Genomic DNA, 26,881 nt, shown 5'->3' with positions numbered 1-26,881 from the left:
AGAATTCTGTCCCACTCCCTTCTTTTTTAATTTATAAAATATAATATATGACGCAATATAAAATAATGGTATAATAACTTAGAATTTTATATTTATGGAGGTAGCCCTAATGCAATGTCCAAATTGTGGTCAGACATATCAACAAGGAGATCAATATTGCGGTAGTTGTGGTAATAAATTAAATGGTTCATTATCTCAATCAACGCAATCGACAACAGAATCATTCAATTCGGAGATTCAATCTACAAGTCATTCTACAGCTGTTAAGCAAGAACAAATTAATGGAGAACAGAATCAAAGTGAGTACGATCGTGGTGAATTTGCACATAGATATATGTCTTATGAACACCGTTATGCTGAAGGTCCATTCACGATTAAGGTGAAATCGACCTTTAATGAAAGTAAGCAATTTTTTAAGCAAGCTTTTACTTCTCATGATGTAGTGATGAAAGGGAATAAGTCATTTAGTATTACTTTGCTATCATCATTAGTTATTATTGGTTTACTTATATTAGGAATGTTATTACACCTACTTTCAGCAAGTTTATTTGATGGTTATTTTGTTGATACTGCAACAATTATCTTGAAATTTGTATTAACTACTATGCTAGCGCTTGCGTTTTTATTTATCGTAACATTCGCCGTTATTCGCTTAATGATAGTAGAAAGCATTTCCTTTAAAAAGATTTTATCTGATTATATATTAGTTAATACATTATCAGTAAGTATACTATTTTTAGGATTTATTGTGTTTTTCCTTGAAATGTATATTTTCAGTGGTATATTGATTGCCTTTTCAGTGATTTTACTTTTAACATCATCAGTTTATTTAATTTCAAAATATAGTGTAAATCATACGTTACGTTTTGCGAGTTTCTATAGTGTTATGATTTTCTTTGTTATTATTGGATTTGCCTTACATTTATTTGGTTCAACTATCGTTCATCGATATGATGATTTAGGTATTTTACATCAATTATTTTGGCGTTGGCTCTAATAATAGCTTGAGATAATTATTAATGATTGATGATATATAAATTTAAAAGCCAGTAAGTGAATTTTATAATTCATCTACTGGCTTTTAGGTATTGAGAAAAGGAAAATATTTAATGTTTGTTTAACTTTAAATAATTATTCAATTACTGGAATAATTAAGTGTGAATCATAATCGCCACCAGTATAAACAAGGTGATTGCCTCTGTTTACTGTATCTTCGTGTTCATAACGTGTTTTCATATTAGGTAAAGGAGTACTATTACCTTTGATAATTTCGTTACCTTTAACAACAACTGCTAATGACTCACCTTTTTTAAATAATGTACCAGATGGTAATAATTCTATTTCGACTGGCACGATTTCATTTGGACTAACTTTTTGTTCATGTTTATGTGTATGCCATGGTTGTGCAATTGTTGATTTCGTTTCATCTAGTTCGCGATGAGAAATGCGTAACCAACCTGTTGCGACTTGATCTTTTTCAATATGATTGAAATCAGGGAAATGCACCTCATTACCGCGACGGTCTAACTTTTTAATGCCTGCAAAGATATCTAAATCTTCAGCATTTTCTGCAGCTACCCACAGTTTTAATTTCATATTACCAGTCAATTCTGTATCTTGTTCGAAAGTATAAACATAACGTAATTCATCGTCATCACTTTCAGAATCGTATGCAGCGACTAAGTCATTTGATACTTGTGTTTTACTTAATGACATATCTGAATTATTTAAATATAGTGCTTTATAATTTGTGTTTGGAAGTGGGAATTGATCAGCATTTTTGAATTCACCACGATAGAATTGATCACGTACTTCGTAAATTACACGAGGTGTTTCTAACCAATCATTGTCTTCTTCTTTTAAGTAATAATCAAAGAATTCTCTTTGTCTTTCAAGATTTTCTCTTGCGTAATAACTTTCCCATTCTTTACGGCCATGAATATATAACCATTTGTCTTTAGAACTTGCTTGTTTAAAGCCTTCAAAGCTACCTCTATTGTGTAAACCTTGTGTAGACCAACTAGCACAAGTTAACAATGGTGTAGTGATATTAGATAATGGTGCCTGACGTTGTTTCCAGAAATCATCAAATAATGGATGATCTTGTTGTGCTTGAATTAGGCCTTCGATATTTGGATTGTCTGTCCATCTAGCAAAGATACCTTGTATCCAGAATCGGAAGAAACCAGTATCTGGAATACCGCCATGAAATGCGACTTCACGATACATATCATTTAGTCCTTCCCAAGGAATCATCGCTTTTAAATGTGGGGGATTCAATGATGCTACCCACCATTGTGTTACTGCTAAATAAGACACGCCGTTTGTACCAATGTTACCATTGCTCCACTCTTGTTGTGCGGCCCATTCTATAACTTCATAATAGTCTTCAGCTTCACGTTTAGACCAAGGTGATAATACGCCATTTGAACCTGCACTACCTCTGAGTGCAACTTTAACTACAACGTAATCATTTGGCACCCAATAGCCAGGGTCTGGAGATTCTTCAGGTGTAAAACTTGAAGTAGGTATAGCACCTAATGTAGGCCAAGCGGCACCCATATTTTTAATTTTTGGTTTATTGTCTTTACCATAAGTATCAGCTGACATGACAACTGGGAATTGGCCATCTTTCTTTGGACGGAAGATGTTGACGTATAATATTTCGCCATCTTTCATAGTTACTGGAACATTTTTTTCCATAATCATTTCTTGATTTCCATATTGAATACTATCTACAACAACTTGATTGATGCCATCTTTTACATCTTCAACATGTGTTACTTCTAATTGTGGATTGCCTAAATTATTGTTAATCATATGTTTCATCCTCACTTTAAAAAGCTCATTTCGAATACAAGGTTATGTTAAACCGTGACGTTGAACGTTACAACAATCAATATGCATGCAATTGTACGAAAACCAACAAAGCCGATATAATTGTACAAAAACAAACATTTAAAGTGAGGTCTATCAAATGACTCAAGATCGTAGAATTAGAAAATCTCAACAAGCGATTAAAATAGCATTCATAGATTTATTACATAAGTATGATTTCAATGATGTTACTGTACAACAAATTTCTGATTTAGCTGATATTAATCGTGGTACGTTTTATACGCATTATTTAGATAAATATGACTTGCTAGATAAGATGGAAGATGAACATGTAGATATTGTGCGTAATTTTATTAAAGAGAGTAAAAAGAGTAGTGGTGGAAAGTTCTCAACAGAAGACTTAAGACACATAATGGAATTTCTTATTGTACATATTGAAGAAAATATAACGTTTTATCAATTAATGTTCAAAATAGGCACGGAATCTGGATTGCATGAAAAATTATATGGCTTGCTAACAAACTATTTAAATAGTTTTACTAATTTAGATGGTGATATTAGTGGTATACCTTTCTCATATTTTATGAGCTATGTTTCAGGTGCAGGATTATCGTTCTTAAGACATTGGGTTGAGGATGGTAACCGCATCCCTAAAGAAGATTTAATTCAATACTTCTATGATAATGTTAATAATGGACCAGCTACAATTATACAAAGAGAGATTAATAAATAATGCATGGCTTCTAATTACTGATATTAGTGATTAGGAGCTTTTTAATTTTAAAAAGATTATTATAAATTGTTGAATTAAGCATATATTATTGAGTTTTATATAATAGCATACGATGTATAATGAAACGCATAAAAATGAGGGAACCTATTACGTTGTTATGTATCTCTAACTCTATAAATCCAATTGGGAGAGAGGGGGAGAGCATGATGACAATAGATATAACGGTTCATCTCCCATTAAATGACATTCTATGTATCTTGGGTTATATAATTATTTTAATATTTGAAATAAAGTATAAAAAATAACGTTTTCTTAACTCGCAATTAAGAAAACGTTAGCCCAATAATAGAAATTGGAGATACATATTGGCTTACCTATAAGTCAGTAATATGTCCTTTATTTTTACACCTAGTACCAAGTCACAAACGTGCTAGGTGTTTTTTTAAAGATATTTTAGCATAACACTTGATGTTAAGCAAATTAATCAATGTGTGTGTCGGCTATATTTGACATTCATCTTAATGTCGTTTATATTTTACATAAAGGGTTATCAATAATCTTGAGGTGGTTGAGGATGACTAATTTTAGAGATAAGATGATTAATCGAATCATCGGTACAACGACTGAACTTGATGAACGTGAAAAAGAAGAATTATACGGACACGTCACTACAACATTTATTATCACTTATTTAGGCTTACTAATCCTAGCTTTTATAAGTTTAATTAATGATTATGTTGTTCAACGTGTTAATGTACCGACCATAGGTATATTTGTTTTATTCTTTATTGCTAGTATTTTCTTATCGAGGGGCATCCGAAAAAATAATTTAGATGAAAATCGAGTTTATTCTAAAGAAGCATATCAAAGACTATTAAAGAAGCATAAGTTAGGCAGTATTTTCGGTGGCATTATGTTCGGTGTAATCATGAGCCTACTTAATTTAACGCGACTATATTTTTCAGATCAAAAGATTGAATTAGGATTTTTCATAACACTTAATTTTATTTCTGCTTTAATTTTCGGCGTAGTAAGTTATTTCGTTGGTAAAGGTAAAATTGTTAAAGAATATGGTGAGGGGGATTAAGAAATGGATAAATTTAGTCAAATATTATTTAATTGGTTCACTCAAAATCCCACAGGTCGTGATGAGCGTGAGCAAGGTGTGCTTGAACATAAGTTAGCGATTATGTTTTTACTGACATATATTTCAATAGTTATCTTAGGTACAATAAGTTTGGTTATTGATATGAAGAGAGAAACAGTGAATTTTGGAACAATATGCTTATTAGCGTTGAGTGTTATTTTAACGTTTGTATCTCTTTGGATTAATAGAAGAAACCGTTTAGATGAGTTAAAAGCTCATTCAGCTGAAGAATACAAACAATGGGTGAAAAAGCTTGCAATAAAATGCTCGTTTTTCGTCGTTTATTTTGCAACGGTGATGTTTATTATTACGGGGGTTATCTTCCCTTATATTTTTAATGACGGATTTGACTTCAAAGAACAATTAATCAAATGTGCATTTTCTGGTGTGCTATTCGGCGGTATCATGTTTATTTACTATATGATTATGCTCAAAAAAGAATATTAACTATTATTCAACTCCTTAATTATTATATAATAAATTTATATAATGCTTAAGGAGTCATTTTTATGTTAAAAGCTGATCCAATTATTGCTAAAATGAAGAATCAAAAAATTAACTACGATAGGGTATTGAAAAAATTAATTAATCAATGGGAAAGGGAAGGTTTAAGACCTAAAATCTTACTACATAGTTGTTGTGCGCCATGTAGCACTTATACGTTAGAATATTTAACGGAGTATGCTGACGTGGCAATTTATTTTGCGAATCCCAATATACATCCTAAAAATGAATATTTAAGACGTGCAAAAGTTCAGGAACAATTTGTTAATGATTTTAATGAGAAAACTGGAAAGAATGTTAAATATATTGAAGCGGAATATAAACCGCATGAATTTATGAAAATGGCAAAATCACGTGGCCTCACTGAAGAACCAGAAGGAGGGTTGCGTTGTACAGCATGTTTCGAAATGCGTTTGGAGCTAGTTGCTGAAGCTGCTGTGAAATACGGGTATGACTACTTTGGAAGTGCACTCACACTATCACCTAAAAAGAATGCGCAACTTATAAATGAACTGGGTATGGAAGTACAACATTTATATGACGTGAGCTACTTGCCGAGTGACTTCAAGAAAAATAAGGGCTATGAACGTTCAATAGAGATGTGTAATGACTATCATATATTTCGACAATGCTATTGTGGATGTGTCTTCGCAGCGATGGCTCAAGGCATTGATTTTAAACAAATCAATCAAGAAGCTAAAGACTTTTTACAGCAAATTTAAAGAAAATGACTCCTAATTTGAAGTTTAATCTTTTCAAATTAGGAGTCGTATTTTATATTGTTCGATTAATAAAACGTATAATGGCTAGAATGGCAATCACAAATGCAGATAGGATACCTGCAATTTTTAAACCTTTTTTCTGCTTCTCAGGTTCTGGATCTTCATTTTCCATCATTTCAAGTAATTCACGTTCGATTTCAAGATCAAGTGCAGTTTTCTTTTCACCGTTGTAACCAATGCTATTATCGTCATCTTTTGTCACTTTATCATTTTGATTTGATGGCTGTTTTTTACTTTTAGACGGTTGGTCTGCATTTTGTTTTTTATTTTTATCTTCTGCAGTCATACGTATACCCCTCCGGTAAACTTGTTATCTTTGGCTTAAGTATAGTACTTTTTATAATTAAGTAAAGCTATATTATTTGGCGTCTAATCCAATAATATCACTCACATTATTATAATTATGTTGCTTTAAGTAAGCAGCGATGTCTTTATTTATCTTCTTAGTCAAACCAGGACCTTCAATAACTAATGAAGAATAGATTTGAACAAGAGATGCACCATTTCGCATCATTTGAATGGCATCTTTAGCACTAAATATACCGCCTGTGCCGATAATTAAGAATTCGCCATTTGTTTGTTGATATGCCCATTTCACTAACTCTAAATTTCTTTTGAAAAGGGGTTGTCCACTTAATCCGCCATCTTCTACTTTATTAGAAGAAGTGAGACCATCACGCTTACGAGTTGTATTCGCTAGAATCATACCATCAAATGTTTCAGTAATTGCTGGTAGAATATTTTTAAAACCATCTAGTTCTAAATCAGAAGTTAATTTTAAGAAAATAGGGACATTTACTTCTGTATTGGCTTTAAAGTCTTTCAAAGCTTTGCATAACATTGAAAATTCATCTTTATCATGGAAACTTTGTAAATTCTCAGTATTTGGTGAACTTATGTTAACTGTAAAAAATGAGACATCAGCTTTAAACGTATCAATTACTTTAATGTAATCTTGATAACGCTCATTATAAGGTGTCGTTTTATTTACACCAACATTTAAGCCAACAGGGATATTGTATGAATGGCGACGTAAATTCCATAATGCTCTGTTCATACCAATATTATTAAAGCCCATACGATTGATTAATGCATTATCTTCAACTAGACGATACATACGAGGTTTTGGATTACCATCTTGAGGTTTAGGTGTAATGCCACCTAATTCAAGTGCACCGAAGCCAACATTTTCAAGTGCTTTAGGTACTTCGCAAGATTTGTCAAAGCCAGCAGCTAAACCAACTGGATTGTTAAATGTGATACCTTTAATTGTTTGTGCTAAAGAAGGATCTTCATAGTTAAAGATTTTGTGCATAATAGGTAGTAAAAAGGGGCGTTTTTGGGCAAGTTTTAAAGCATCAATGGTCATGCCATGCGCTTTTTCAGGGTCGAATTTAAATAATAGTGGTTTAATTAATTTATACATTTTAATGCTCCTGTTTCATTGTATTTGAGGCTTACTATCCTCATTTAATATCATTGAAAAAACATTCCTCTCTAAGACTAGCATGTTCAACAATAATTGCATAGTTAATTTAGAAACTGTTTAAAAATTTGCCTCAACTTAAATGTGGATATATATGCTAACGATTAAATAGTCCTTTTTCAGGAAATATAATAATAAAGTGAGAAGATGTATTCGAAGGAGGAAACATCATGAAAAAAGATTGGCAAGAACAATTACCATTAAATCATATACGAGACATTAAGCCGGTGAGTGGTGGAGATGTGAACGAAGCATTCAAAGTAACTACAGAAGATGACGTGTATTTCTTGTTAGTTCAACGCAATCGTGATAAATCATTCTATGCTGCTGAAATTGCTGGACTTAACGCTTTTGAAGAAGCAGGAGTTACAGCACCACATGTGATTGATAGCGGTGAAATTAATGGTGATGCTTTCTTAATATTGAGTTACTTAGATGAGGGAACGACCGGTAGTCAACGAGAACTAGGTCAATTAGTAGCCAAAATGCATAGCCAGCAACAATCTGACGGCAAATTTGGGTTTGATTTACCTCATGAAGGTGGAGATATTTCATTTGATAATACTTGGTCTGATTCGTGGATTGAAATCTTTGTCGAACGTCGCATGGATCATTTGAGAGATGAACTCATGCGGAAAGGATTATGGAATGACGAAGATAATAAAGTCTATGAACAAGTCCGTACAGTGATGGTAAATGAACTAGAAAATCACAATAGTAAACCGTCATTGTTGCATGGAGACTTATGGGGTGGCAATTATATGTTCTTAACAGATGGTAGCCCCGCTTTATTCGATCCTGCACCGTTTTATGGCGATAGGGAGTTTGATTTAGGAATCACTACTGTATTTGGTGGATTTACCCGAGAATTTTATGACGAATATGAGAAGCACTATCCTTCAGGAAAAGGTGCTCGTAAGCGTTTAGAGTTTTATAGACTATATTTATTTATGGTCCATTTACTAAAATTTGGTGGAATGTACGCTAGTAGCGTAAATCGATCAATGGATGAAATATTGGCGTAAAAAATAAGCATGGGCGGTACAGGTACAGTGATACCTGTGCCGCTCATGCTTATTAATCTTTTTTAATTGTTTTTAATAACTGCTTACCATTATCATATAACATTTTCTCAAGTTCATGATGTGATACTAAATCAGTTTTTTCAAGTTCATCAGCTAACATCGTAACAACTTGATCGGTTGTATAAGGTGCATCTGAACCATATACAATTTTATCCATGTCTACACATTGAGCAATATTTGGAAGCTGATAAGGTAGGACTTTTCCAGCTAAATCAAAGTATAACTCTTTCATAACTTGTTCTAAATCATCAGGTTGACGTTCACTTCCAAACATCTTATTACCCATTGCAACACGTTGAGCAATAACAGGAAGTAACGCACCACAATGTGGAATAATCCACTTAATATTTGGATACTTGCTAAACACATTGTTTTGACTCATATAAATGACCGTACGTGTTGTATCAAAGATGAATTCCATTAACGGTACAGGAACAACGTCGCTCATTGCTTCGATATTAGGCTTAGGTTCATTCGGATGAAGTGCAACAACGGCATGACGCTCATCTAATTTAGTTAAGACTTTATTTAGGCGGTCATCACCAACATAAATACCACGGGCATTCGTAGGTAAAGTGAAACCTAAAGCACCTTGCTTATCTAATGCAGTATCAATCGTCTCAATGCTTTCATCCACTAATGGCAGTGGTAACGTCGCAAAGAAACCTAATTGCTCTGGATATTTGTGTGTAAATTCAGATGCATACGCATTGACTTCTTTAGCCAAATTAACCATTTCATCATCTGGTGCAGCGCTAATATGGGGACTTGAAATAGACAATACACCATATTCAATATCCATACGTGTCATTAAATCTAAATAACCTTCAGGAGAGAAGTTCGGTGTTGCTACACCGTCTCCCTTGCCATCGAAATAATCATCTAGAAATTTCGAGAATCCAGGTGAAATATAATGAGCATGTAAATCAATTTTTTTCATATTTTTTACGCTTCTTTCTTTTCATTTTTAAAAGTTAGCCAATCATCGATTTCATCATAATACGCATTGACTTCATTTGGTCTATCGATACCTTGTAACTCACTGTTTACATCATAACCAATGGCATTTAATGCATAAGATAAGCAAGCATAGCTTGGACGATAATCTGTAAAGTCATCCTTTGGTAGATTAATCGTTGTTGGTTTAACTGGTGTTAAGCTATCTTTCTCATATATACATTCAAGACGAGTAATATACCAAACGCCTTGTTGATTTTGTTCGAGACAATATACCAATTTAGCATCTGATTGTAATTCCATTTCAACATTTTGAATTGGAAGGCGTGTTTGAATGGTCGCTTGCATAATCGCTACAGCACGCGTGTCATTAATTCAAATTTGAGGGAGTGGGACAGAATTCTTTTAAATTCGTCTTCCCTCTCCCAACTTGCTTTGCTTGTAGAATTTCTTAGTGAAATTCTCTTTGTTGGGGCCCCGCCCGCAAGGATGACTAGAACTGAGAGAAGCTTGATTTAAGCGTCTTCTCAGTTCAGTCAGCAACTGCGAATTTGCAAAATAATAATATTACACTATTTATGTCCTAGGATCCTGGATGAAGCGACAAATTCACTACCATTTCCTTTGAACCAAGAAATATTGATATAAGAATCATCTGCGAAACATGTTTCCATACTCTCCCAAAGGGCATTATCACGACAGAAACGTTCAAATTGAATGAGCTCAAGAATATCTTCTTTAGCTAGTAACGTTTCATTTGTATATGGTTTATTTCTAGTGAAAAGCACTATAATGACACTCCTTTAATTCCAATTAAGCCCACATTTCAAGTAATACTTTAGCGAAACCTTCAGAGTCTTGAACGTATCCTAAGTGACCACCTGGAATGTCGATAATTTTGATGCCAGTTTCTTCAGAAATGAAGAAGTTGACTTCTTGCGGGAATGAACCTTTTGAAGCTAAACCATTTAATAAAGTAATAATGTCTTTATGTTTATTGAAATCGTCTATTGAAATATCAGACTCTGTGTATTGACGAATTTCATATTTAAACCAGCCTAACATCTCGTCGAAACGTTTTTGGCTATCAGCATCACTTTCAGCTTCTGCTGGTTTTGACATGTATTCTTGGTCTAATTTACTTGTTTGTAATGTTTCACCAAATAATTTCATAGCTTGAGGCATACCTTCATTTATTGCAATATCAATGATTTCGGCGTTTTTATCTTGCCAATATTTTGCATCTGGCAAGAATGTATTAATAGGTGGTTCATGGAATGCGATTTTTTTAACAACTTCAGGATGTTCTTTTAAAACATGCATTGCTACGATTGAACCGGAGCTTGAACCTAATACATATACTGGCTCATCACTTAATGATTTTGCCAATTTAGCGATATCTTGCGCATCACGTTTAACTCGGTAACGACTATTTGGATTGATTGCTTCCTCAGGTAGTGGTTCAGTTAATTCACTTTGTCCATATCCACGTCGATCTACAGCGACAACAGTGAATTTATCTTTTAATTGTTGTGCAAGTGGCATGAAGATATCTCCAGTTCCATTTGCACCAGGAATGAAGATGATAACAGGACCATTACCCACTTTGTGATAACGTAATTTAGCGCCTTGTAATTCTAATGTTTCCATTTATAAAACCTCCGATAAAGTTTGATTTTGCGATTGAATTTGTATGATTTATTATTTGATTGTAGTTATATGATTATTTATCTAAACCCAATAATTTAGCACCATTGGTATAACTAATTTTCTCTTGTTCTTCTTCTGTTAAACCTAGATCGCTTAAGAAAGTTCCAAGTTGGTCAGGTTCTACATATGGATAGTCAGCTGAATATAAGATTCTATCAACACCGACTTCTGCTTTAACTAGATCAAATTGTGGTTTTGTTAACATGCCACTTGGTGTAATGTAGAAATTATTTTTGAAATAATGACTAATTGGATGTTGTAGGTGATCTGCAAATAAAATGGAATCCATTCGTTCTAAGAAGAATGGTACAAATTCGCCCCAGTGTCCAATAATAATATTTAAGTTTGGATGACGATCAAATATACCTGAAAGTACTAAATGAATTGCATGAATACCTACATCAACATGCCAACCATAACCGAAACAAGCGAATGTAGCTGCTGTTACATCTGGATAGTTCCCTTTGTAGTACGCTTGATACACGTCACTTTGTACTGGAGATGGATGTAAATAGATCGGCGCGTTTAATGCTTCCGCGGCGGCGAATAATGGTTCGTATGCATCTTGATCAAGGAAACCGTTTTTAGGGTGTCCCATAATTAAGGCACCTTTGAACCCTAAGTCATTGATACAACGTTTAAATTCTTCAACTGTTGCCTCTGGTTCATTAATTGGTAACGTCGCAAACCCAACAAATCGATCTGGATATTTTTCAATATATTCTGCTAATGTATCATTCGCTTTTTTACATAAATCAATTGCGCGTTGTCCTTCTAAGTTTGATGGTGCGCCATTACCATAGGATAATACTTGCATTTCAACATCATGTTTATCCATAAAATGGATACGTTTATCATGATGTGAGATTTCATCAGCATCTGTGAAACCAGATTTTTGTTCAAGACCTTCAAGCATTGTTTTCATTGGTACACCTTTAGGGTCAGCAGACATATATTTCATTGTTTCCTTTTGAATATCCTCTACAACATAATGTTCTTCAAAGTTAATACTTTTCATTAGAAAAGCCTCCTAAAATTTAAATAATTATTCAAAATTACCAAGGCATAGTGCCGTTACCATCAATAAAAGTACCTGTAGGGCCATCTTTATCAATAGTTGCAAGTTGAACAATAGGGATGATGCCTTCTGATGCTGGCTTAGAGTTATTACTAAAGTCACCAACTAAGTCTGTATTAGTTGAACCAGGATCAGCGGCATTAATTTGCATATGCGGTAATCCCTTCGCATATTGTACGGTCAACATCGTTACGGCAGATTTTGATGAACAATAAGCTAAAGAATTCACTTTTGATTCTTGTGTATCGGGATTCGTTACCATGCCAAATGAACCTAAACCACTGCTTACATTGACTACAACAGGTTGGTCAGATTGTTCAAGAAGTGGAATGAAGGTGTTCATCATACGTACGATACTAAAGACGTTTGTGTTATACACGTTCTCCACGTCTTCAACAGTTAAATCTGCAGGTTTAGCGAAACCACCTGAGATGCCTGCATTATTGACTAATACGTCTAAACGGCCTTCTTTATTTTCAATGGTTTTATAAGCATTTTGAACTGAAGCGTCATCGGTAACATCTAGTTGCACATAATCTACGCCAAGTGCTTCAGCAGCTTTTTGACCGCGTGCTTCATCACGAGAGCCAATATATACTTTATGTCCTTGTTCCTTTAGTGCTTTCGCAGTTTCAAAGCCTAACCCTTTGTTGCCGCCAGTGATTAACGTGATTCTTTCCATTATTGCGTCACCTCTTTAGGTAAATATAGTTTGATTAAATTATTTCTAAATGTTTCATTAGAAAGTTGTCGTTCGTTTTTTTGAAATTCAAAGGTCTCAGTTGTTAAAGATTTTAATAGCATATCTGTTTTAAATATTGCCCAAGATTCGTCTGTATAATCATTAAATAAATCAAAGTAATATTGATTCAAATGTTTGAAGAAGTCACTTTCACGGAACAACTGGGCATTATCTTTACCTTCAATACAATGTAATAAACCACTATTATCCGTTTTAAATTTTAAAAATATATCCAGCGAATGGGCCATGATATCAGTTTTAGACGCATAGTGTGATTTGATTTCTAGCATTTGCGTCATAATGTCATCGAAGTCATGTTCGATAATGCGATAGCATAGGTCACTTTTATCTTTGAAGTGACGATAGAGTGTCCCCATACCAATATTCAATTCCTTAGAAATTCTATTCATACTTACATTTTCAACGCCTTCGGAATTAAATAATTCTAGTGCTTTGTCTTCAATACGTTGTCGATTCTTTAATGCATCCTTACGCATCATATCACCTCTTAAATAGATTTCGTTGACTAACGGATAACTGTCCGTTTATTATAAATCTTGTTAATGATGAATACAAATATAAAGGGTTAATTAATTTATTTTTTGAAAAGAGGGGTAAATATGTCATTAAATAAACATCAAAGACACGTGACGAGTGAAGAGTTGAAAGCACATTTCCGTGAATCAACATTAAGTATTGAAAATATTGCTCAAGAAATGAATATTTCTATTGAAGAAGTGGAAAGGGTATTAGACATGGATGCCCCAAATGGTTTCTTTGGCAATAAATTGCAAACATTTATACACTTAGTGTGGGATGTTCGTGATTTAATCAATGACAACATTAGACAAAACGGTGCTCAACCTGAAGATTATACGTATTTAAAAGGTGAAAAAGAAGATTATTGGTTTTTACAATAGGAGAGATAAATAATGAGTAAAAGTATATTAGTTATTGGTGCTACAGGAAAACAAGGTAATGCTGTGGTAAAACAATTATTAGAAGATGGTTGGCATGTTCGTGCTTTTACACGTAATCAACATAATGAAACGTTGACTTCAATCGATAATGACCATTTAGAGATATTTGAAGGCGATTTAAGTCATCAAGACAGCTTAACAAAGGCTATGGAAGGTCAATATGGTGTTTATAGTGTTCAACCTATTATTGTAGACAATGTAGAAGAGGAATTACGTCAAGGTAAGATGATTATACAAACGGCGGAACAACAAGGTATTGAATATATTGTTTACAGCACTGCAGGTGGCGTCAATCGTGATCGTACAGGCCCTCACTTTGAAGCACTTGCTGAGATTGAGAATGAGCTTAAAGCAAGCGCGTTAAACTACACAATTATTAAACCGTCATTTTTCATGGATAACTTCTTAAGAATTACTAAAGTAGAGAATGGCGAAATTGTAATTCCTGAATTTATCGATAGAGATGTTAAATTTGCGATGATTTCTTCAATCGATATCGCTAAAATTGCTGCCAATGTGTTTACGAATACTGACAAATATAACCACCAAGCGATTGAAATCGCTTCTGATGAACTTAAATTAAAAGAAGTTGTAAAAACATTTGCTACGGTGACAGGTAAACCTACAGAAATTAAAGGGTCATTTTCAAGTGGCACGGCTGAACGTGGTTGGCTAGAAGAAAAAGGGTATGTGATCGATTTTAATCAAATGGATGAGATCAATCCCGGTCGTTTAACGTTAGAACAATGGATTAATGAAGTGAACTTTTAATTTTTTTAAAATGAGGGGGAAGACTATGACTCAGTCAATGTGGTTTAATTTACATGTCGAAGATTTAGAACGTAGCGAGCAATTTTACAAAAATTTAGGATTTGAGATTAATAAAAATCCAGATATGCTAGACAAAATGGTTGGTATTAAAATCGGACAAACGATTATGATTTTAATTGAAAATAACCATTTTGAAAAAGTGACGCATGAATCAGTTTCAAAACAACCTAATGAAGTCATCATATCTTTAGGTGTAAAAACGACTGATGAAGTGGATGAGTTAATGCATAAAGTGGAAGTGCTAGGCGGTAAAGTGATTGATGAGCCTGGGACTTATCAAGGATATTACGGTGCAACTTTTGCAGACCCAGATGGACATAAATATAATTTCTTAGTTTGTTAGTTCAATTAATTTTATAAAATACGCTAATTAATATACGCCCCAAAGCTAGAATGAGATCTAATGTTGGGGCGCATTTTTAATGAAAAAGTGATCATGAAGACGTTTTTTTATCTTTATATAGATTCATATAAATGATAGAAATAATGATTAAAATCGCACCGGTTATGAATTTAGGTGTTAATGGTAAAGGGAAAAACGGGAAAGAAAATATAAACACAAATATAGGATTGAGGGTTCTTATAATATTCGCTTCACGAAACGAAATGTATTTCAAGCCTTCATAAAATAATAAAAGTCCTATTACACCACTGCACAAAGCAGAGAGTAAAATAGAGAACAAACCTATGCCTATATGTATGGTATGTAAATGATTAGTCACAATTAATATGATACCTAGCAACAAAGTAGAAGTCGCCTGATTGTATAGTAAGATGGTTTTAGAATCAATGTCTTTAACGGTCTTTTTAGCTAACATATTCGTTAGCGCAAAAAAGAATGTATAAGATAGGGCGGCAATCACACCTAATATACTGTTAAAATCACCTGAAAAATGAGTAATCAAGAATGAACCTATAATAGCAAAAATTATAGGAAGGGTATCGTGTTTGCGCAACGTTTCATTTAGAAAGAGAACTGAAAGAAACAACGCAAATATAATATAAAATCTTCCTAATAATCCAACACTAACTGGATCTAACAAACTTAAACTTACATATTGGAGTAAAATACCTATTGTATTAGTAATACCTAAGAGCCATATAGATTTGTTATGATAGATTTTTATTTTACTTTTATCGAATAATACAGTGATTAATAATATTAAAGTTGAAAACAAAGCATTAAAAAAACTTGCTTGAATAGGTGATAAATCAGTGAGTGAAAGTTTGTTTAATATTGGGGTTAAAGACATGATTGCTACGGAAATAATATTAAATAAATACCCTTTTTTAACCTTATTCATGGTATGCCCCTAAATATTTAAAAATTTCTTCATATAACCCATCTTGAAATGATAATAAATTTTTGTCTAATGGTTCTTTCGTAAGTATTCTTTCAGTAGTTTCTGAATATTTCGGTATATCTTTAAAATAGCTTACTTCAGCTTTTGTAATTGTAGTGGTATGGCCATTTGGTAGTATATAGTAACCTAAATAGTCTATATCATTTTCAGTGATGACAGCGCCAGACTCTTCATAAGCTTCTCTGATAGCTGTCTCATTCATCGTTTCATTATGGTTTACCTTACCTCCTGTTAATTCCCATGCTCTTTTTTTATTTTTAACAAAAACAAGATGTCCTTGATAGGTTAAAACAATTAAAACAGAATCATATTTTGTAACTGTCTCATTAAATTGAAGTTTGATATGATTTATAATCATTTTTATCTACCTCCTTTATGAGGTATATATAACTGTAGAATCCAAAATTTTTATTAAAAACATTTAATATTTGATCAATTGATGAAATCAGTTTAAAACTGATTGAGTCGTTCTTAAAAGTCTTTCGTAGTTCAGTATTTCGTGAGACTACTTTAAAACCATATTTATTAGCTATCTTTTCTAAATCATTTACGCTATATTCCGTTTGATAACCAAATTTCCAAACTTTTAATAAAATTTTTATTTTCTTATCTAAAATACCAAACGAATATTTATTTGGTGTCATTAATATAAGGTGTCCATTAGTTTTCAATACTCTATACATTTCATTCATGACTTTATCAGGGTTTAGAAAATGTTCTATAACACCTAATGAAATAACTGTATCAAATGTATTTTGAGGGTAAGGTAAATTTTGAACATCTCCAATAACATACTTAAATTTGATTCCAGTTTTAATCATATACTCAGTTGCAATACTTTTTGCATTTTCAGAAATATCAATACCATGTCCTTCAATTTTATATTTCTCAATAAGTTTGAATAGGATGGCCCCATCTCCGCATCCAGCTTCTAATACTTTATCGCCTGGACTAAAATAATATTCATTATAAATAAATGTTTTTAATTTATCTTTTGCTCTTTCAATTCTTGATGGTGGGAAATTATATGATTCTTTTTTGTTAGAAAACTTCCATACATTTTCCCAATGATGTTTACTTGATACTTTATTCATAGATGCACCTTCTTAGTTGTTTTATATATTATTATATATTTATTTTATATAATATCATAATTATTATCGTGATAAGTTATGATTTTTGATTCTATACCTGAATATATCTTATAAATAAACATTTGTAGCTTGAACTATTCTACGATAGACTATGAAATATATTTGTTGAGTGGCATAGAGAATCAGTCGCATAAACGAACATAAGTGAGCAATCACTTCATTAAGTAATTTTAATTATTAAAATCAAAGAACTACTTTATAGTTTCCCTAGGAAAGGGTTTCAACAAATTGAGCTGTGATTCAACTCAGAATTTTACTCAAAAATATGGACATAAAAAAGCTGCCCTCAAAGTTGGAACTTTAAGGGCAGCCTAAGTCTTAATAATATGCTTTTAATTTTCTTGAATATTGCCGTATTCTTCTCTTAAGTCATACACTTTATCTGGTGTAACGTCTTGTCCAAGTGGGTCTAAAACTTTCATAGTAGAGAAAGTATGAAGTACTTGACCTCTTATCATACCTAAATATTCTTGTCTTAATTGATGTTGTTCTTGTTTTTCTTCAACGCTCAAACTTTCAACTTTTTCTTTATTTGCTAATTGATTAATTCTATCTAGTAATTCTCTCATTATTTATTCCTCCTAATTTGTATGTGCTGGGAAGTGGGGTACAATATACGTTCCAACTTCTTCTATGAGTTCTTCGATATCACGATCATCATTTGTAAATCTTAAGATAATATGATTTGTATTAATTGATTCATAAGCTTTTAATATTTGTAATAAATTTTTACGTCCAGTACGGAAACCACCTTTGATCGGTTTAACGGTTTCATTTGGATTTCGGGATAAATCAATCATTAAAATATTCATAAATGGTTTGAAGCGGTCAGTACCACTGTGCCAAGCTTCAACTAATTTCTTTTGATCTTGAAAAGGTTGGGCGTAAAATAACCAACCATCCATATTTTCTTGAAGCCAAGCCATTGACTGTTTTGAATATCCGGTACCAAACATTGGAATTGTATGATGTTTTGGCAATGCTTGTAACCCTGAATCCTCATATAATTCAAAAATTGAATTTGAAATGTTGGGAGAATGTGATTGCCAAAGTGCTCTTAATGATTGAATGGTTGTTTGATAACGTTCTGTTAATTCACTTTCATCTACTTTAAATGCAGGGAATTCGAAAGAACGATCGCCGGTAGCCATACCGAGTAATAAACGTTGATTGGAAATGAGATCAAGTGAGGCAGCTGATTTAGCTAGATGAATGGGATGTCGTAAGGTTGCTACGGTACTACCAGTACCCAGTGCAATCTTTGAGGTAAAGGCACTCAGATAGGTTAAATAGACGAACGGATCATAATTCGTTGTAACCTTGCCTAAATGAGGACTGTACAGTGGATTATCTCTCACAGATAAACTTGCAAACCCCAAGGACTCTGCCTTTTGAGCGTATCTCACTTGTTCATCAAAATCTATATTATTTTGTTGTTTATTATCAAATGGTATGGATAAACCTAGCGTCAATTTATTATTTTTGAACGTTCGTTTAAATCCCTTATGTTCATCGATATCTGACATGTCTTCCCCTCCTAACGCAATTAATATTAAAACAACATGTATTACTTAACTAACACTTGTTGTATAAATGTAATATACGCCCTATTTGATTAACATGCAACATACATGCTTATGAAATTTGTTGCTTAGACAACAATGCTCAGTATTTGTTGATTAGATTAGTTTTTTCCATAAAAAAACCTCTAAGGCAATGCCTCAGAAGTTGAATTATAAGTGTGTTATATGATGAATTAAGAAAGGTAAATTTTTATCTATAAAGGCTTCTGCTGTAAGCGAACTGGTATCGAGCCAATGTCTAGCGAGACCACATAATCCTGAAGCTAGAAAACTCGCACTGTTAACAAGTACGTCAATATTCTGTTCAGGATAGCTATTACGAAGCATAATGGTAAAAATATCCTCTAATTCATTATTGATGCGTTGATGGGCTTGGTTACAGAACGTTTCACTATTCATCTTGCATGAATCTTGTACTTCAACCATATAATTAGCAATAGATACAAACAGATTGGTAATGACAGTTTCATTAATAATATCTGATACGGATAATGTATTATTTAAATCTTTCAAAATTGTTTCGGATAAAGTGTAATCGAGAATATCATATTTATCTGTAAAATGTGCGTAGAAAGTAGCACGGTTGACCGTGGCACGTTCAGTAATATCTTTAACAGTGATTTGTGACATCTTTTTCTCTCGGGAAACCTCTTGAAACGCTTCGACCAGCAGTTTCTTTGTTCTGATAATACGAGGATCCACTTTAGTCGTAGTCAATATAGGCACCTCCCTTGTTGACCTATAGCTTACATTAAATTATCTGTCGAAAAGAGAAGGTTGTCAAAGTTCACGCTTACAATGATATGTAACTATCAACCTAAACTGTAGAGTAGTCAAACTTCAATTTCCTAATAAAATTTTTAATTTCATTATGGTTAAAATTAATTATGAGACGAGTTTCTACTATTATAATAGTTAATTTTGTTCATTATCTAGTATAATAGTCAATTTTGTTCATTATCTAGTCAATTAGTCTGAATGTAAGCAAAGTATACACTTTCTTGTCGTGATGTTTGATAATATACAGAATAATAATGAAATAAAAAGGAGAGCGATGTTTGAAACAATTTATCAAAATAGTTATGACTATACTGATATGTGTAGGTATCGGTGTATCCGTAACATATTTAATTCGTGAAATTGATATGCAACCATCTCAAATGTCTTTAAATGATGATAATCAATATGGTGACTGGAATAGTGATGGACGTTTGACGCATGGTTATGGCACATATAATCATGGTTTAGAGTTTGAAGGTAATGACAAACATTATGGGAATGATTATGACTTACCTGAAGATACTGAAGTGTTAGCAGCGACAGATGGTGTTGTCACAAGGTTATTTGAAGATGATTTAGGTGGTAAAGTGATACAAATCTCTGAAGATAATGGCCAATATCATCAATGGTATATGCATTTAAATGATTTCAAGGTAACTCAAGGTCAACAAGTTAAAGCTGGTGATGTGATTGCTTTATCTGGTAATACAGGTGAACAGACAACTGGCTCGCATTTACATTTTCAAAGAATGAAGGATGGCATAGGCAATGATTATGCAGAAGATCCTCAATCATTTATTGATCAACTACCAAAAAAAGAAAAGAGTTTATTTAATATCTGATATGAAAAACAAAATAGATAGTATTAAAAATCTGAAGCCTGAGTCATGTTTCAGATTTTTTAATATCAAAAAATTCATACCTATTAAGCAAGAAGTAAATTTTGGAATCCAATCATTATCGTTAAATGTTACTTTTTTGAGAAAAAATAAAAATAATATTCTGAAAATTTAGAATTTATGATATAGTAAAATCTATCATTACTTATTCAAATGATTGACGTGAGTAGTTGATTACATGTGACATCAATCATCAGTAAGTAGGCTGATCAACATATTAAGTGTGCAGATTAAACAATAGGAGGTTTTTTATATGACATCAACACTTAGAGAAATAGGCGTTAAAGATTTTACATTTAGAGTGCTATCGGGCGTAGCTATCGGTATCGTTGTTGGTTTAGTACCAAATGCCATTTTGGGAGAAATCTTTAAAGCATTCATGCATCACCATCCATTCTTTGGAACTTTGTTACATGTCGTACAAGCAATGCAATTTACAGTACCCGCATTAATCGGAGCGCTCATTGCTTTGAAATTTGATATGACGCCATTAGCGATTGCAGTTGTTGCTTGTGCATCTTATGTAGGAAGCGGGGCAGCACAATTTAAGAACGGTGCCTGGGTAATTGCAGGCATTGGTGACTTAATTAATACGATGATTACTGCAACGATTGCTGTACTATTTATTTTATTAATTGAAAAACGTGTCGGTAGCATGGCACTGATTGTGTATCCAACTATCGTAGGTGGTTTGTCCGCTACAATTGGTGTACTTATATTGCCATACGTACATATGATTACAACTGGCATTGGTAATATGGTTAATAGCTTCACAGAACTACAACCTGTATTGATGTGTATGCTCATTTCTATGGTCTTTAGTTTTATTATTATTTCACCATTATCAACAGTTGCGATAGCCATTGCTATAGGGATTACAGGTCTTGCAGCAGGTTCAGCATCTATTGGTATTTCAGCTACTGAAGCAGTATTACTTATTGGGACAAGCAAAGTGAACCGAGTTGCAGTACCAATTTCTATATTCTTCGGCGGTGTGAAAATGATGATGCCTAACATGGTGAAATATCCAATTATAATGTTACCAATTCTTATAACTGCTGGTATTTCAGGAATTGCAGGTAGCTTGATTGGTATTGCGGGGACTAAAGAGTCTGCAGGATTTGGTTTCATTGGGATGATTGGACCAATTAGTGCTTTTAAATTCTTACACGTAGATTCTGCAATATTAAGTATCTTACTCATTATTTTGGGATTCTTTGTTGTACCATTAGTAACTGCATTTATTTTAGATATTATTTTCCGAAAAGTATTACGTCTTTATACAAACGACATATATAAATTTATGGGTTAACCATTTGTTAAATAGGAATTGATAAAGTGTTGATTATCGCATTTTATCAATTCTTTTTTGAAAATGAGAATACATATAGAGATTAAGATAAAATATGAAATAAATAGTGTTACAATAAAAATGAAATAATAAGTTACATAAAGGGTGAATGGTTAATGGCTAATAAAATCGAAAAATTAGCACTAAAGACAGCTGAGCTTACAAGACAGACACACGAATTAGGTATTCCAATTATGATTTTATTTGAAGGTGTCCCTGCTTCTGGAAAAACACGACTTTCAAATGAATTATTACTCAATTTTGATGCCAAATATACACATTTTATTGCGACACAATCACCACAAAAGGATGATTTGCGTTATCAATTTTTACAAAAATATTGGAATACATTACCTAAAAAAGGTGATATCAATGTCTATTTTAGAAGCTGGTACTCTCATTATTTAGATTATCGAGAAAACGAAATTAAACACGATAGATATAAAAATTATGATGTATTAACAGAACAAATTGCATCTTTTGAAGATATGTTAATCGAAGATGATTATGAAATCATCAAATTCTTTATTGAAATCAATGAAGATAAAAGACAAGAACATATTAAACAAACAAAAGAAAATCCACTGATGCGTTGGAAAGTTCAAGAGTATGGAAGTGTACTATCAACAGAAACGTATTTAGAAGATATGCATCAATTTATTAAACAGGATAAACAATGGAAGATTATTGACTATACAGAACGCCAAATGGCGATTGAAAAGATGTATGAACACATAATTGAACGTTTAGAACAAGCCATAGCAAAACATCATGCGAAGGATAAAACCTATGATGGTGAATTCTCAGAGCACTTTTCTACTGAATTGTTTGATAAAGATGTAGAAAAAGTTTCTAAAGAAAAATATAAAACATTAATTACTGAACTGCAGAAACGTATGCGCGAAATACAATTTGCATTATATGATAGAAAAATTCCGTTAATTCTTGTATTTGAAGGAATGGATGCAGCAGGAAAAGGCGGTAATATTAAGCGTATTAGAGAAAAGCTTGATCCTACTGGTTATGAAGTTAATGGCATCAGCGCACCTACAGATGTTGAATTGAAACATCATTATTTATGGCGCTTTGCAAAGGATATGCCAAGAAGCGGTCATATCGAATTATTTGATAGAAGTTGGTATGGTCGTGTATTAGTTGAGCGAATTGAAGGATTTGCAACAACGAATGAATGGCAACGTGCCTATGATGAGATCAACGCATTTGAAAAGATGTGGACCGATGAAGGTGCGATTATCCTAAAGTTCTTCCTGACATTAGATAAAGAGGAACAGCTTAAACGTTTTAAAGATCGTCAAAATAATGTTGATAAACAATGGAAAATCACTGATGAAGATTGGCGTAATCGTGACAAGTGGGATTTATACGTTGAAGCCAGCCACGACATGGTTAAAAAAACAAATACAACACATGCACCATGGCTAGTCGTACCTGCAGATCATAAGAAAACATCAAGAATAGAAATAATGAAGTATATTATTCGTAAATGTGAAAAAGTGTTATGGGGCGTCAAGGATTATTAATTTATAAGATTATAATGTAATAAGTTGATTAATAAACCAAGAAACGGTTGAATATAGAATCGTTTCTTGGTTTTTATATGTTATATAAATAAATTGAATATATTCTAAGTTGTTAGAAATATTACGGCATTGTAACAAAATGGCAATTTGTAATATTACAGAATATGTAAAATTGTTGTAAATTTCTTAAAAGAGTATTGTAAAACCTTATTTCATGATGAAATTTTAAACGATTTGTTCAAAAAATAATATTACAGAATGAAATATAAATATTTCAATGTTACAAAACAAGTCGTTCATTGTAATTTTTTGTAAGATAAGCGTAATACTATTGGCGTTTTTTTATGATATAGTACTTATTGTCAAAAGTTAAACACAGAGCAAAACACAATAACTTAAGAATTTAACAAAACGAAAATATAAACTAAATTTTTTTGGAGGAATTTTTTATTATGAAAAAAACAGTAATCGCGTCGTCATTAGCAGTAGCTTTAGGAGTAACAGGTTATGCATTAACTACAGATAACAGTGCACATGCATCTGAATCAACTACAAACTATGCACAATTAGCTAACTTAGCTCAAAACAACCCATCTGAATTAAATGCTCACCCAGTACAAGCTGGTGCATACAACATCACATTCGTTAAAGATGGTTTCAAATACAACTTCACTTCAGACGGTCAATCTTGGTCTTGGGATTACACTTACGTTGGTGGTGCTGACACAGTAGCAACTACACAAGCTGCTCCAGCTGCTCAATCAACTGACTACTCAGCTTCATACAGCAACGAAGCTTCAACTCAATCAGTAAGCTCAAACCAACAATCAAGCAACACTAACGTTGAAGCAGTATCTGCACCAAAAACAACTTCATACTCAGCTTCAACTTCATCATCTTCATCAGTTTCAACTGGTGGATCAGTTAAAGCTCAATTCTTAGCTAATGGTGGTACTGAAGCTGCTTGGAACGCAATCGTAATGCCTGAATCAGGTGGTAATCCTAACGCAGTTAACCCAGCTGGTTACAGAGGTTTAGGTCAAACTATGGAATCATGGGGTACTGGTTCAGTAGCTTCACAAACTAAAGGTATGATTAACTACGCTAATAGCCGTTACGGTTCATTAGATGCAGCAATTGCATTCCGTGCTAGCCACGGTTGGTGGTAGGATTTACTAAGGTAACTGGATAGTACATCGAGTTATCGAGAAAAGAGGTCGACTTTAAGGTCGGCCTCTTTTTTTGTGTTTTAATAGACACTGTAGCATAACGTTTACCGACCGCGATTATAGGGAAGATACTAAGACAATATACAAATCGAAAGTGTTGAATATCAATGACATTAAGAAAAGTATTAAAACTAGGTTTAATACATAGTGTGTTCTGGACAACCGTACAATTATCACTATCTAATATCATGTTACGATGCCCGTCCTCTTTATTTGTGAGGTATGCATCAGTTTTTAAAATATGGTCGTGGGAAAAGAGAGGCGCTTTATGGAATAAACTATTTCGTATTAATAAATGGAAACATTACATTCCAGAAGCAGCTCAATTCAATTATCGTATCTATAATAAAAGGCGACTGGCTTCATTTAAATTAGAAGATATACATTTTATGATTTTAGAAATGCGCCGTGCAGAACTTGTTCATTGGTTATCAATGATCCCTGTAGTTGTTTTTATCAAAGCGCCTAAATATATACTATTCATTAATTTTTGTTATGTGATTTCGGCAAATTTACCGATCATACTCACGCAACGATACAATCGTCCTAGGTTAGAACATTACTATCAACTAAGAATGAAAAGAGGTGAACGTACATGTCGCAAAAGAAAATCATCATTATAGGTGGAGGACTAGGTGGGATATCAGCTGCTATTCGTCTTGCTCAAAGTGACTTTGATGTTTCGCTTTATGAGAAGAATAACCACATTGGTGGGAAAGTAAATCGTTTAGAAACAGAGGGATTCGGTTTTGATTTAGGTCCATCTATTTTAACGATGCCATACATATTTGAAAACTTGTTTAACTATAGTGATAAGGAAATGAAAGACTATGTTACTATTGAACGATTACCTTTACAATGGCGTAGTTTCTTCACTAATGGTGAAGTTATAGATTTATATGAAGACTTGTCTCAAATGTTAAATGCCAATACCTATCTTACCAATGACGATATTCAGCAACTTCATCAATTTTTAAATTATGCAGAAAAAATCCATCGCTTCACGGAAAAAGGCTACTTTGCACTAGGGCTTGATACAGTTTCTGAAATTATTAAATACCAGAGACCATTGCGTTCACTTAAAGGTGTGGATTACTTCTCAACAATGCAACAAGCTATTAATCGTTATATTGAGAAACAAGAATTAAGAGATATGCTTGGCTATTTTATAAAATATGTTGGGTCTTCTTCTTATGATGCACCAGCAGTACTTTCGCTTTTAATTCACATGCAATATGAACAAGGATTGTGGTACGTTAAAGGTGGTATTCATAAACTTGCACGTGCATTGGAACAATTAGCAATTGAAGAGGGCGTAACCATTCATACCGGTACGGATATACATAGTATTGATACGCATTTTAATCATGTTACAGGCGTTAGATTAGATGATGGTTCACATGTGAGTGCAGATTACATTGTTTCTAATAGAGAAGTGATACCTACGTATCGTGACTTACTGCACTTTTCAAATAAAAAAATAGCGCAATTTGAGAAAGTTTATGAACCTGCAGCATCTGGCTATGTGATGCATTTAGGAGTAGACAAAGCATATCCTCAATTGGCACATCATAATTTCCTCTTCTCAAGTGATTCTAAGCGTAATTATCGAGAAGTGTTTCATGATAAAGTATTGCCACAAGACCCAACGATTTATCTTGTTAATTCAAATAAATCGGATGCATCTCAAGCGCCAGAAGGACATGAAAATTTAAAAGTATTACCACATATTCCGTACATTCAAGACGAACCGTTTACAGAGGAACAATATCGTGACTTCCGAGAGCGTGTTTTGGATAAATTAGAGCAAATGGGGCTTACAGATTTGCGCCAATATATCATATATGAAGATATTTGGACGCCACATGATATTGAACAAGCGTATGGTTCTAATAAAGGTGCCATTTATGGTGTAGTCGCAGATAAGAAGAAAAATAAAGGATTCAAGTTTCCTAAACAAAGTCAATACTTTGATAACTTATTCTTTGTAGGAGGATCTGTTAATCCTGGTGGCGGTATGCCGATGGTAACATTAAGCGGACAACAAGTAGCGGATAAAATTAATGCACTTGAAAGTAAAGTTACTAATGCTTCAAGAGATTAGAGG

The 26,881-nt window shown here is 33.1% G+C and carries 31 protein-coding genes; 15 read left to right on the top strand and 16 right to left on the bottom strand.

Going from position 1 to position 26,881, the window contains the following annotated elements:
- Positions 1-109 precede the first annotated feature (109 nt).
- Complete coding sequence (locus tag F1592_RS10130; protein WP_053016358.1) at positions 110-997, top strand: zinc ribbon domain-containing protein; 888 nt, start codon at positions 110-112, stop codon at positions 995-997.
- A gap of 134 nt (positions 998-1,131) precedes the next feature.
- Here the strand turns inward: F1592_RS10130 and F1592_RS10125 are convergent, their stop codons facing one another.
- On the bottom strand, positions 1,132-2,820 hold the full coding sequence (locus F1592_RS10125) for a CocE/NonD family hydrolase (RefSeq protein WP_149809569.1): 1,689 nt from the start codon (positions 2,818-2,820) through the stop codon (positions 1,132-1,134).
- 157 nt (positions 2,821-2,977) lie between these two features.
- Here F1592_RS10125 and F1592_RS10120 point away from each other — a divergent pair, with 157 nt between their 5' ends.
- The 4 genes from F1592_RS10120 to F1592_RS10105 all read left to right on the top strand — a co-directional run bounded on the left by F1592_RS10120 (position 2,978) and on the right by F1592_RS10105 (position 5,944).
- A complete protein-coding gene (locus F1592_RS10120; protein ID WP_149809568.1) occupies positions 2,978-3,571 on the top strand; it encodes a TetR/AcrR family transcriptional regulator in 594 nt (197 codons plus the stop codon).
- Between the two features lie 574 nt (positions 3,572-4,145).
- Positions 4,146-4,658, top strand: a complete 513-nt coding sequence (locus tag F1592_RS10115; RefSeq protein ID WP_053016361.1) for a DUF3278 domain-containing protein — start codon at positions 4,146-4,148, stop codon at positions 4,656-4,658.
- Positions 4,659-4,661: 3 nt separating this feature from the next.
- Positions 4,662-5,165: a hypothetical protein gene (locus F1592_RS10110; RefSeq protein WP_053016362.1), complete on the top strand. Its 504-nt coding sequence runs from the start codon at positions 4,662-4,664 to the stop codon at positions 5,163-5,165.
- Positions 5,166-5,227: 62 nt separating this feature from the next.
- Entirely contained in the window at positions 5,228-5,944 is a 717-nt protein-coding gene (locus F1592_RS10105; protein ID WP_053016363.1) for an epoxyqueuosine reductase QueH, read from the top strand.
- Between the two features lie 52 nt (positions 5,945-5,996).
- On the opposite strand, the gene F1592_RS10100 is transcribed toward F1592_RS10105, so the two are convergent.
- Complete coding sequence (locus F1592_RS10100; protein WP_053016364.1) at positions 5,997-6,290, bottom strand: hypothetical protein; 294 nt, start codon at positions 6,288-6,290, stop codon at positions 5,997-5,999.
- 72 nt (positions 6,291-6,362) lie between these two features.
- A complete protein-coding gene (locus F1592_RS10095; protein ID WP_053016365.1) occupies positions 6,363-7,430 on the bottom strand; it encodes a quinone-dependent dihydroorotate dehydrogenase in 1,068 nt (355 codons plus the stop codon).
- Positions 7,431-7,660: 230 nt separating this feature from the next.
- Here F1592_RS10095 and F1592_RS10090 point away from each other — a divergent pair, with 230 nt between their 5' ends.
- Positions 7,661-8,515, top strand: a complete 855-nt coding sequence (locus F1592_RS10090) for a fructosamine kinase family protein (protein WP_053016366.1) — start codon at positions 7,661-7,663, stop codon at positions 8,513-8,515.
- A gap of 52 nt (positions 8,516-8,567) precedes the next feature.
- On the opposite strand, the gene F1592_RS10085 is transcribed toward F1592_RS10090, so the two are convergent.
- From F1592_RS10085 to F1592_RS10055, 7 genes are all read right to left on the bottom strand, one after another.
- Positions 8,568-9,515 carry an amidohydrolase family protein gene (locus F1592_RS10085; RefSeq protein ID WP_149809567.1) on the bottom strand — a complete coding sequence of 316 codons (948 nt, stop codon included), beginning with the start codon at positions 9,513-9,515 and terminating at the stop codon, positions 8,568-8,570.
- A 5-nt stretch (positions 9,516-9,520) separates the two neighbouring features.
- The gene (locus F1592_RS10080; protein ID WP_223197237.1) at positions 9,521-9,880 is read right to left on the bottom strand and encodes a hypothetical protein; all 360 of its coding nucleotides are present in this window, start codon (positions 9,878-9,880) and stop codon (positions 9,521-9,523) included.
- A 224-nt stretch (positions 9,881-10,104) separates the two neighbouring features.
- A complete protein-coding gene (locus F1592_RS10075; RefSeq protein ID WP_053016368.1) occupies positions 10,105-10,320 on the bottom strand; it encodes a nuclear transport factor 2 family protein in 216 nt (71 codons plus the stop codon).
- Between the two features lie 25 nt (positions 10,321-10,345).
- Positions 10,346-11,182 carry an alpha/beta fold hydrolase gene (locus F1592_RS10070; RefSeq protein ID WP_149809566.1) on the bottom strand — a complete coding sequence of 279 codons (837 nt, stop codon included), beginning with the start codon at positions 11,180-11,182 and terminating at the stop codon, positions 10,346-10,348.
- A 73-nt stretch (positions 11,183-11,255) separates the two neighbouring features.
- Positions 11,256-12,260, bottom strand: a complete 1,005-nt coding sequence (locus tag F1592_RS10065) for an amidohydrolase family protein (protein ID WP_107609937.1) — start codon at positions 12,258-12,260, stop codon at positions 11,256-11,258.
- Between the two features lie 37 nt (positions 12,261-12,297).
- The gene (locus F1592_RS10060) at positions 12,298-13,002 is read right to left on the bottom strand and encodes an SDR family NAD(P)-dependent oxidoreductase (protein ID WP_053016371.1); all 705 of its coding nucleotides are present in this window, start codon (positions 13,000-13,002) and stop codon (positions 12,298-12,300) included.
- Complete coding sequence (locus F1592_RS10055) at positions 13,002-13,559, bottom strand: TetR/AcrR family transcriptional regulator (protein ID WP_053016372.1); 558 nt, start codon at positions 13,557-13,559, stop codon at positions 13,002-13,004. Before F1592_RS10055 ends, F1592_RS10060 begins: the two co-directional genes overlap by 1 nt.
- Before the next feature lie 123 nt (positions 13,560-13,682).
- Here F1592_RS10055 and F1592_RS10050 point away from each other — a divergent pair, with 123 nt between their 5' ends.
- Genes F1592_RS10050 through F1592_RS10040 form a run of 3 tightly spaced genes read left to right on the top strand, consistent with a single transcriptional unit; the run spans position 13,683 to position 15,216 of the window.
- Positions 13,683-13,982 carry a DUF2316 family protein gene (locus tag F1592_RS10050; RefSeq protein WP_149809565.1) on the top strand — a complete coding sequence of 100 codons (300 nt, stop codon included), beginning with the start codon at positions 13,683-13,685 and terminating at the stop codon, positions 13,980-13,982.
- Positions 13,983-13,994: 12 nt separating this feature from the next.
- Entirely contained in the window at positions 13,995-14,813 is an 819-nt protein-coding gene (locus F1592_RS10045) for an NmrA/HSCARG family protein (RefSeq protein WP_053016374.1), read from the top strand.
- 25 nt (positions 14,814-14,838) lie between these two features.
- Positions 14,839-15,216 carry a VOC family protein gene (locus tag F1592_RS10040; RefSeq protein ID WP_053016375.1) on the top strand — a complete coding sequence of 126 codons (378 nt, stop codon included), beginning with the start codon at positions 14,839-14,841 and terminating at the stop codon, positions 15,214-15,216.
- 91 nt (positions 15,217-15,307) lie between these two features.
- Here F1592_RS10040 and F1592_RS10035 read toward each other — a convergent pair whose 3' ends face one another.
- The 6 genes from F1592_RS10035 to F1592_RS10010 form a co-directional block, all read right to left on the bottom strand.
- Positions 15,308-16,177 carry a DMT family transporter gene (locus F1592_RS10035; RefSeq protein WP_149809564.1) on the bottom strand — a complete coding sequence of 290 codons (870 nt, stop codon included), beginning with the start codon at positions 16,175-16,177 and terminating at the stop codon, positions 15,308-15,310.
- Complete coding sequence (locus F1592_RS10030) at positions 16,170-16,595, bottom strand: NUDIX hydrolase (protein ID WP_053016377.1); 426 nt, start codon at positions 16,593-16,595, stop codon at positions 16,170-16,172. Before F1592_RS10030 ends, F1592_RS10035 begins: the two co-directional genes overlap by 8 nt.
- A complete protein-coding gene (locus F1592_RS10025; RefSeq protein WP_053016378.1) occupies positions 16,564-17,331 on the bottom strand; it encodes a class I SAM-dependent methyltransferase in 768 nt (255 codons plus the stop codon). The genes F1592_RS10030 and F1592_RS10025 overlap by 32 nt, the downstream gene beginning before the upstream one ends.
- Positions 17,332-17,723: 392 nt before the next feature.
- A complete protein-coding gene (locus F1592_RS10020) occupies positions 17,724-17,960 on the bottom strand; it encodes a DUF896 domain-containing protein (protein WP_011274805.1) in 237 nt (78 codons plus the stop codon).
- Between the two features lie 12 nt (positions 17,961-17,972).
- On the bottom strand, positions 17,973-18,917 hold the full coding sequence (locus tag F1592_RS10015; protein ID WP_053016379.1) for an LLM class oxidoreductase: 945 nt from the start codon (positions 18,915-18,917) through the stop codon (positions 17,973-17,975).
- Positions 18,918-19,124: 207 nt separating this feature from the next.
- Positions 19,125-19,691, bottom strand: coding sequence for a TetR/AcrR family transcriptional regulator (locus F1592_RS10010; protein WP_053016380.1), 567 nt, complete (start codon positions 19,689-19,691; stop codon positions 19,125-19,127).
- Positions 19,692-20,032: 341 nt separating this feature from the next.
- Here F1592_RS10010 and F1592_RS10005 point away from each other — a divergent pair, with 341 nt between their 5' ends.
- From F1592_RS10005 to F1592_RS09980, 6 genes are all read left to right on the top strand, one after another.
- On the top strand, positions 20,033-20,596 hold the full coding sequence (locus F1592_RS10005; protein WP_053016381.1) for a M23 family metallopeptidase: 564 nt from the start codon (positions 20,033-20,035) through the stop codon (positions 20,594-20,596).
- Between the two features lie 310 nt (positions 20,597-20,906).
- Positions 20,907-21,965 carry a PTS sugar transporter subunit IIC gene (locus F1592_RS10000; protein ID WP_016931231.1) on the top strand — a complete coding sequence of 353 codons (1,059 nt, stop codon included), beginning with the start codon at positions 20,907-20,909 and terminating at the stop codon, positions 21,963-21,965.
- A gap of 155 nt (positions 21,966-22,120) precedes the next feature.
- Entirely contained in the window at positions 22,121-23,545 is a 1,425-nt protein-coding gene (locus tag F1592_RS09995; protein ID WP_149809563.1) for a phosphate--AMP phosphotransferase, read from the top strand.
- A gap of 452 nt (positions 23,546-23,997) precedes the next feature.
- The gene (locus tag F1592_RS09990; protein ID WP_149809562.1) at positions 23,998-24,714 is read left to right on the top strand and encodes an aggregation-promoting factor C-terminal-like domain-containing protein; all 717 of its coding nucleotides are present in this window, start codon (positions 23,998-24,000) and stop codon (positions 24,712-24,714) included.
- A gap of 167 nt (positions 24,715-24,881) precedes the next feature.
- Positions 24,882-25,397, top strand: a complete 516-nt coding sequence (locus F1592_RS09985) for a glycosyl-4,4'-diaponeurosporenoate acyltransferase CrtO family protein (protein ID WP_053016384.1) — start codon at positions 24,882-24,884, stop codon at positions 25,395-25,397.
- Positions 25,370-26,878, top strand: a complete 1,509-nt coding sequence (locus tag F1592_RS09980; protein WP_149809561.1) for a phytoene desaturase family protein — start codon at positions 25,370-25,372, stop codon at positions 26,876-26,878. Before F1592_RS09985 ends, F1592_RS09980 begins: the two co-directional genes overlap by 28 nt.
- The last annotated feature ends 3 nt before the right edge of the window (positions 26,879-26,881 follow it).

It is taken from the genome of Staphylococcus sp. GDX7P312P (assembly GCF_008385775.1).
Taxonomy (GTDB): Bacteria; Bacillota; Bacilli; order Staphylococcales; family Staphylococcaceae; genus Staphylococcus; species Staphylococcus haemolyticus.
Note: the sequence above shows the minus strand (reverse complement) of the source record. Positions and strands in the feature narration are given on the sequence as shown.

Bases quoted from the DNA above. Each gene is read 5' to 3' on its own strand.
- F1592_RS10130 (WP_053016358.1), top strand. From the start codon at position 110: ATGCAATGTCCAAATTGTGGTCAGACATATCAACAAGGAGATCAATAT.
- F1592_RS10125 (WP_149809569.1), bottom strand. From the start codon at position 2,820: ATGATTAACAATAATTTAGGCAATCCACAATTAGAAGTAACACATGTT.
- F1592_RS10120 (WP_149809568.1), top strand. From the start codon at position 2,978: ATGACTCAAGATCGTAGAATTAGAAAATCTCAACAAGCGATTAAAATA.
- F1592_RS10115 (WP_053016361.1), top strand. From the start codon at position 4,146: ATGACTAATTTTAGAGATAAGATGATTAATCGAATCATCGGTACAACG.
- F1592_RS10110 (WP_053016362.1), top strand. From the start codon at position 4,662: ATGGATAAATTTAGTCAAATATTATTTAATTGGTTCACTCAAAATCCC.
- F1592_RS10105 (WP_053016363.1), top strand. From the start codon at position 5,228: ATGTTAAAAGCTGATCCAATTATTGCTAAAATGAAGAATCAAAAAATT.
- F1592_RS10100 (WP_053016364.1), bottom strand. From the start codon at position 6,290: ATGACTGCAGAAGATAAAAATAAAAAACAAAATGCAGACCAACCGTCT.
- F1592_RS10095 (WP_053016365.1), bottom strand. From the start codon at position 7,430: ATGTATAAATTAATTAAACCACTATTATTTAAATTCGACCCTGAAAAA.
- F1592_RS10090 (WP_053016366.1), top strand. From the start codon at position 7,661: ATGAAAAAAGATTGGCAAGAACAATTACCATTAAATCATATACGAGAC.
- F1592_RS10085 (WP_149809567.1), bottom strand. From the start codon at position 9,515: ATGAAAAAAATTGATTTACATGCTCATTATATTTCACCTGGATTCTCG.
- F1592_RS10080 (WP_223197237.1), bottom strand. From the start codon at position 9,880: ATGCAAGCGACCATTCAAACACGCCTTCCAATTCAAAATGTTGAAATG.
- F1592_RS10070 (WP_149809566.1), bottom strand. From the start codon at position 11,182: ATGGAAACATTAGAATTACAAGGCGCTAAATTACGTTATCACAAAGTG.
- F1592_RS10065 (WP_107609937.1), bottom strand. From the start codon at position 12,260: ATGAAAAGTATTAACTTTGAAGAACATTATGTTGTAGAGGATATTCAA.
- F1592_RS10060 (WP_053016371.1), bottom strand. From the start codon at position 13,002: ATGGAAAGAATCACGTTAATCACTGGCGGCAACAAAGGGTTAGGCTTT.
- F1592_RS10055 (WP_053016372.1), bottom strand. From the start codon at position 13,559: ATGCGTAAGGATGCATTAAAGAATCGACAACGTATTGAAGACAAAGCA.
- F1592_RS10050 (WP_149809565.1), top strand. From the start codon at position 13,683: ATGTCATTAAATAAACATCAAAGACACGTGACGAGTGAAGAGTTGAAA.
- F1592_RS10045 (WP_053016374.1), top strand. From the start codon at position 13,995: ATGAGTAAAAGTATATTAGTTATTGGTGCTACAGGAAAACAAGGTAAT.
- F1592_RS10040 (WP_053016375.1), top strand. From the start codon at position 14,839: ATGACTCAGTCAATGTGGTTTAATTTACATGTCGAAGATTTAGAACGT.
- F1592_RS10035 (WP_149809564.1), bottom strand. From the start codon at position 16,177: ATGAATAAGGTTAAAAAAGGGTATTTATTTAATATTATTTCCGTAGCA.
- F1592_RS10030 (WP_053016377.1), bottom strand. From the start codon at position 16,595: ATGATTATAAATCATATCAAACTTCAATTTAATGAGACAGTTACAAAA.
- F1592_RS10025 (WP_053016378.1), bottom strand. From the start codon at position 17,331: ATGAATAAAGTATCAAGTAAACATCATTGGGAAAATGTATGGAAGTTT.
- F1592_RS10020 (WP_011274805.1), bottom strand. From the start codon at position 17,960: ATGAGAGAATTACTAGATAGAATTAATCAATTAGCAAATAAAGAAAAA.
- F1592_RS10015 (WP_053016379.1), bottom strand. From the start codon at position 18,917: ATGTCAGATATCGATGAACATAAGGGATTTAAACGAACGTTCAAAAAT.
- F1592_RS10000 (WP_016931231.1), top strand. From the start codon at position 20,907: ATGACATCAACACTTAGAGAAATAGGCGTTAAAGATTTTACATTTAGA.
- F1592_RS09995 (WP_149809563.1), top strand. From the start codon at position 22,121: ATGGCTAATAAAATCGAAAAATTAGCACTAAAGACAGCTGAGCTTACA.
- F1592_RS09990 (WP_149809562.1), top strand. From the start codon at position 23,998: ATGAAAAAAACAGTAATCGCGTCGTCATTAGCAGTAGCTTTAGGAGTA.
- F1592_RS09985 (WP_053016384.1), top strand. From the start codon at position 24,882: ATGACATTAAGAAAAGTATTAAAACTAGGTTTAATACATAGTGTGTTC.
- F1592_RS09980 (WP_149809561.1), top strand. From the start codon at position 25,370: ATGTCGCAAAAGAAAATCATCATTATAGGTGGAGGACTAGGTGGGATA.